At 74.7% G+C, this 4,787-nt stretch carries 3 protein-coding genes and 2 pseudogenes; 3 read left to right on the forward strand and 2 right to left on the reverse strand.

The window, feature by feature from the left end; genetic code table 11:
- Nucleotides 1–5: 5 nt before the first annotated feature.
- Complete coding sequence (locus tag AB0J52_RS27660; protein ID WP_500185294.1) at nucleotides 6–533, reverse strand: response regulator; 528 nt, start codon at nucleotides 531–533, stop codon at nucleotides 6–8.
- On the reverse strand, nucleotides 530–1,768 hold the full coding sequence (locus AB0J52_RS27665; protein WP_500185295.1) for a sensor histidine kinase: 1,239 nt from the start codon (nucleotides 1,766–1,768) through the stop codon (nucleotides 530–532). The genes AB0J52_RS27660 and AB0J52_RS27665 overlap by 4 nt, the downstream gene beginning before the upstream one ends.
- Nucleotides 1,769–1,900: 132 nt before the next feature.
- Between AB0J52_RS27665 and AB0J52_RS27670 the strand changes: the two are divergent.
- The 3 genes and pseudogenes from AB0J52_RS27670 to AB0J52_RS27680 form a co-directional block, all read left to right on the forward strand.
- Nucleotides 1,901–2,848 (forward strand): annotated as a pseudogene (locus AB0J52_RS27670) (ABC transporter ATP-binding protein); the annotation flags it as partial.
- A gap of 353 nt (nucleotides 2,849–3,201) precedes the next feature.
- On the forward strand, nucleotides 3,202–4,044 hold the full coding sequence (locus tag AB0J52_RS27675) for a hypothetical protein (protein WP_500185297.1): 843 nt from the start codon (nucleotides 3,202–3,204) through the stop codon (nucleotides 4,042–4,044).
- A gap of 94 nt (nucleotides 4,045–4,138) precedes the next feature.
- Nucleotides 4,139–4,787: pseudogene (locus AB0J52_RS27680) on the forward strand (hypothetical protein); the annotation flags it as partial.

Consider the following 4,787-nt stretch of genomic DNA (forward strand, 5'->3'; position numbering starts at 1 on the left):
CCACCTTACCCTCCACTCCGCCCTCCTCCCCTGGGCACCCGGGGGCGCCCCCCCCGCCGGCCCCGCCCGGCGCTCCCGCGGGGGGGGGGACCGGGGGGGGGGGACGCGCCGGACGCCGCGAAGTCGGCGATGAGGCGGCGGGTGACGGCGGGCGCGAGCAGCGCGTCCCCGCGCGCGACCACTCTCACCGCGGCGAGGATGTCGTCCAGCGCCATGTCCTTCACCAGGAAGCCGCTGGCCCCGGCACGCAGCGCCGCGTACACATTGGCGTCCTCGTCGTAGGTGGTGAGCACGACGACGCGCGCCGCCGGGACGTCCGCGGCGATCATCTCGGTGGCCTCGACACCGCCCATGCCGGGCATGCGCAGGTCCATCACCACCACGTCCGGACGCAGCTCCCGGACGATCCGCACGGCCTGCCCGCCGGTGCCCGCCTCGCCGACGACGTCGATGTCCGGCGTGGCGTCCACGACCATGCGCAACCCGGCGCGCACCAGCTCCTGGTCGTCGACGAGCACCACCCGTACCGTCATCGCCCCTCCTCGGGAACCGGCAGGGCCAAGTCAGCGGGGCGGGGCAGGGACGCCTCGGCGGGGAGGGGCGGGGACGCTTCGGCCGGAAGGGGCAGCGAGGCGGCGACCCGGAATCCTCCCTCGGGACGCGTTCCGGCGCTGAACCGGCCTCCCAGCAAGGTGGCCCGCTCACGCATGCCGGAGATCCCGTGGCCCTCGCCATGGGAGCCGGAAGCGCCTCGCCCCTCGTCGGTGATCTCAAGCGAGAGCGCGTCAGGGCGCTGCTCGATCACCACCCGACAGCGGGCGGTGGCCGCGTGCCGGACGACGTTGGTCACCGATTCCTGGACGATCCGGAAGGCGGCGTGGTCGACGGTCGGCGGCAAGGGGCCCCGGACGCCGTTCCATCGCACGTCCACGGTGACACCCGCCGCGCGCGTGGTCGCGGTGAGCCGGTCGAGGCGGTCCAGCCCGGCGAGCTCGTCCGCGCGCGGGACGGTCCCGCCCGCAGCGTCGACCCTGCGCAGGACGTCGAGCATGCTCCGCAGGTCGTGCAGTGTCTGGCGGCTGGTGTCCTCGATCGTGCGCAGCGCGCCCTCGGCCTGCGCTGGCGAGGCGTGGATCACCCGGTGCCCCGCCCCGGCCTGGATGGCGATGACGCCGATGCTGTGCGCCACCATGTCGTGCAGCTCGCGCGCGATGCGCAGCCGTTCCTCGGTCACCGCCTGCGCGGCCTCGTGCGCGCGCACCGCGTCCCCGTACTCGCGCTGTTGCCGGACGGACGTCCCGGCGAGCCAAGCCGCCACCACGCTCAAGGCGAGCAGCACGGCCAGCCCCACGAAGCCCGGGACCAGCACGTTCCCCCAGCCCCCGCCCCGGACGAGGCCGACGAACCACGCCACCTCCTCCGCCACGAGGGTGACGGCCATCGCGGCCCGTCCGTCCCGGCGCCCGCGCGTCGCCGTCAGGTACGCGAGGACCAGGCCCGCCGCCAGCAGCAGCGGCCAGATCTGCTCCGACCGCAACCCGCACGCCACGCCCGCCACGATCTCGCCCAGCAGGACCACCAGGACCGGCCACGGACGCGCCCGTCCGAGCAGCAGCGGCAGCGCGGCGACGGCCGCCACCAGCGCGACGAGCAGGAGCGGCTCGTCGTCTCTGCCGTGCGGCTCGCGCCCGCCCGTGTACGCGGCGGCCAGGGTCAGCGCGAGCGCGGCCGGGGCGATCGCGGCGCGGAACAGGTCTCGGGGGTGCACGAACGGAGCGTAATCGCCGGAGGCGGTTGGTGACCTCCGTCGTAGGTCGTATGCCTGCAGGCATAGATGCGGGCGGGGAAACATGCCTGGCGGCAGATGTGGCGCGGTCGGCCGTCCAGCAGCGTGGAGGGCGTGATCGAAGTCAACGGACTGACCAAGCGCTACGGGGACGTCGTCGCCGTGAACGACCTGAGCTTCACCGTGCCGGCGGGGCAGGTGACCGGGTTCCTCGGGCCGAACGGCGCGGGCAAGAGCACGACGATGCGCATGATCCTCGGCCTGAACCGTCCCACCGCCGGCTCCGCCACCGTCGACGGCCGCCCCTTCACCCGCTGGCGCGCCGGGCTGCACCACGTCGGCGCGCTGCTGGACGCGGGCGACGTCCACCCCGGACGCGGCGCGGCGGCGCACCTGTCCGCGCTGGCGCGCACCAACGGGCTGCCACGCCGCCGCGTCCGCGAGGTGCTGGAGGAGGTCGGCCTCGCGGACGTCGCCCGCCGCCGCGTCGGCGGGTTCTCCCTGGGCATGCGGCAGCGGCTCGGGATCGCCGCCGCCCTGCTCGGCGACCCGCCGGTGCTGCTGTTCGACGAGCCCGTGAACGGCCTGGACCCCGAGGGCGTCCGCTGGGTGCGCGGCCTGTTCCGCGGCCTGGCCGCCGAGGGCCGCACGGTCCTGGTGTCCAGCCACCTGATGAGCGAGATGGAGCACACCGCCGACCGCCTGGTCGTCGTCGGCCGGGGCGTCCTCCTCGCCGAGGAGACCGTCGCCGAGTTCGCCGCCCGCGGCGGCCGGGCCCGCGTCACCGTCCGCACCCCGCAAGCGGCCCGCCTCGCCCCCCTCCTGTCCGCCGCAGGCGCGAAGGTCACGGCGGCGAACGCGCTCGCAGCGGACGGCCCGGACCTTCCGCCGGTGGCCCCGCCGGACGGCACACAGACCCTGACCGTCACGGGCCTGCCCGCCGCACGAATAGGCGACCTGGCCTTCCGCCACGGCATCGTCCTGCACGAACTCGCCGGTCACCACGCGTCCCTGGAGGAGGCGTTCATGGAGCTGACCGCCGACCACGCCCAGTACCGAGCAGACACCCACCCCACCCACCCACCCTCCACCCATGCTGGGCCTGCGACGTCCACCCACGTCGCCCCTGTGACCTCCGCCCATGCTGGACCTGCGGCTGTCGGCCACGCCGGGCCTGCGACGTCCGCTCATGCTGAGCCTGCGGCAGCCGCTCACACCGGGCCTGCGGCGGTCGGCGAGGTCGGGCCTGCGTCGTCCGGCCGCGGTGGGCCGGTCGTGCCCGGCGAGGCCGGGAGGGGAGCGTCCGCTCATGTCGGGCCGGTTGGTCACGCTGGGGCCGGGGTGGTCGGGCGCGTGGGGCGCGAGGCGGAGGCGTTCGAGGGCCGCTGGACGGGTGGTGCGCGATGACCGCCGCCGTGACGCGTTCCGCACCGCCGCCGGCGCCGCGGTTCTCCGCGGCCGATCCGCGGGTCAGGTTCCGCGATCTGCTCGCCGCAGAATGGATCAAGTTGTGGTCCCTGCGCTCGACCCGCTGGGTGCTCGCCGTGGGCGTCGTGCTGCTCGTCCTGGCAGCCCTGCAGAAGAGCCTGGACGACTACAACGCCTGGCCGACGTTCCGCGCGCAGGAGCGTTCGCGTTTCGACCCGCTGTCCGCCGCGTTCAGCCAGATCAGCGCGATCGTGCTCGTCGTCGGCTCGGGAGTGGTCGGCGCGCTGGCACTGGTCGGCGAGTACGCCACCGGGCTGATCCGCACCACCTTCACAGCGGTCCCGGCGCGGCACCGCGTCGTCCTCGCGAAGGTCGCCGTCGTCACGGCGGTCATGCTGGCCACGGGTGCCGTCGTCGCGCTGAGCACCTTCACGGTGAGCCAGACGATCCTGTCCGGACGGGGAATCGCGGTGTCCCTGGGCGACCCGGGCGTCCCGCGCGTCGTGGCCGCGAACGCGCTGCTCGCCCCGTTGGCGGCGCTGGTCGGCATGGGGATCGGCGCGCTGCTCCGGCATACGGCGGGCACGGTCGTGGCGGTGATCGCGCTGCTGGTGATCCTGCCGATGACGTTCAAGCCCACCGTCCACCAGTGGGCGAACGAGATCTACATGTGGTTCCCGTTCTACGACTGGGCGCACTGCCTCTCCCTGCGGCATCCGCCCACGAATCCGGCACTGCCCACGGTGGCCGGCTCCTGGCTCGCCTTCGTCGGCTGGGCGGCGGCGTCGGTGGCGGTGGCCGTCGTGGTCGTCCGCCGGAGGGACGTGTAGGCGAGATGGATTCTTCACGATCACCCGCGCGGGGGAGGTGAGTGCCCCGCGCGGGGGAGGCGGGCGCGGCCGACCCGGGCGCAGACTCGCGATCATGGTGGGACGGACGGTGGCGCGCCGCTGGGCGGGCTACGGCGCTGCGGGCGCCCTGGCGATGTATCTGCTGGTCAAAGCCGTGTGGGTGGTCGTGGCGCTCGGCACCGGACGGTCGCCGATGCACGGGATGAGCACCGGCGAGTGGGTCGTGTTGAACGTGGTCACGGTGGGGATGGCGGCGGTCGGCATCGGGCTCGGGCTGGCGCTTGCGGGGGAGTGGGGGCTGCGGCTGCCCGCCGCGCCGGTGCTGCTGTTCGCGTGGCTCGCTGCCGGACTGCTGGTCTCCACCGTCCCGTTCAGCCTGCTCGGCTCACTGCTCAAGGACGGCGGCGGCGACGGAGGTGGTGACGATGGAGCGAGCGCGCCCTCCTGGGAGGGCGCCCTCATCACCGTCGGCTTCGCTGGAATGGCGATAGGCGTGGCGATCGCGCTCCCCATCTACCTGCGAGAACGCTGGCCCGCCGCACTAACGGGCCGCGTCGGGACACCCCAGATCACCCCCACCCCCGGCCCCACGCCGCGGGACGCGTCCACACCTCGCCCCGCGACCACCGCGCGGGACGCGTCCATGCCCCGCCCTGCGGCTACCGCGCCGGACGCGTCCATGCCTCGCCCCGCGGCTACCGCGCGGGACGCGTCCATGCCCC

Origin of the sequence: Spirillospora sp. NPDC049652 (genome assembly GCF_040675125.1) — a bacterium.
Lineage (GTDB): Bacteria > Actinomycetota > Actinomycetes > Streptosporangiales > Streptosporangiaceae > Spirillospora.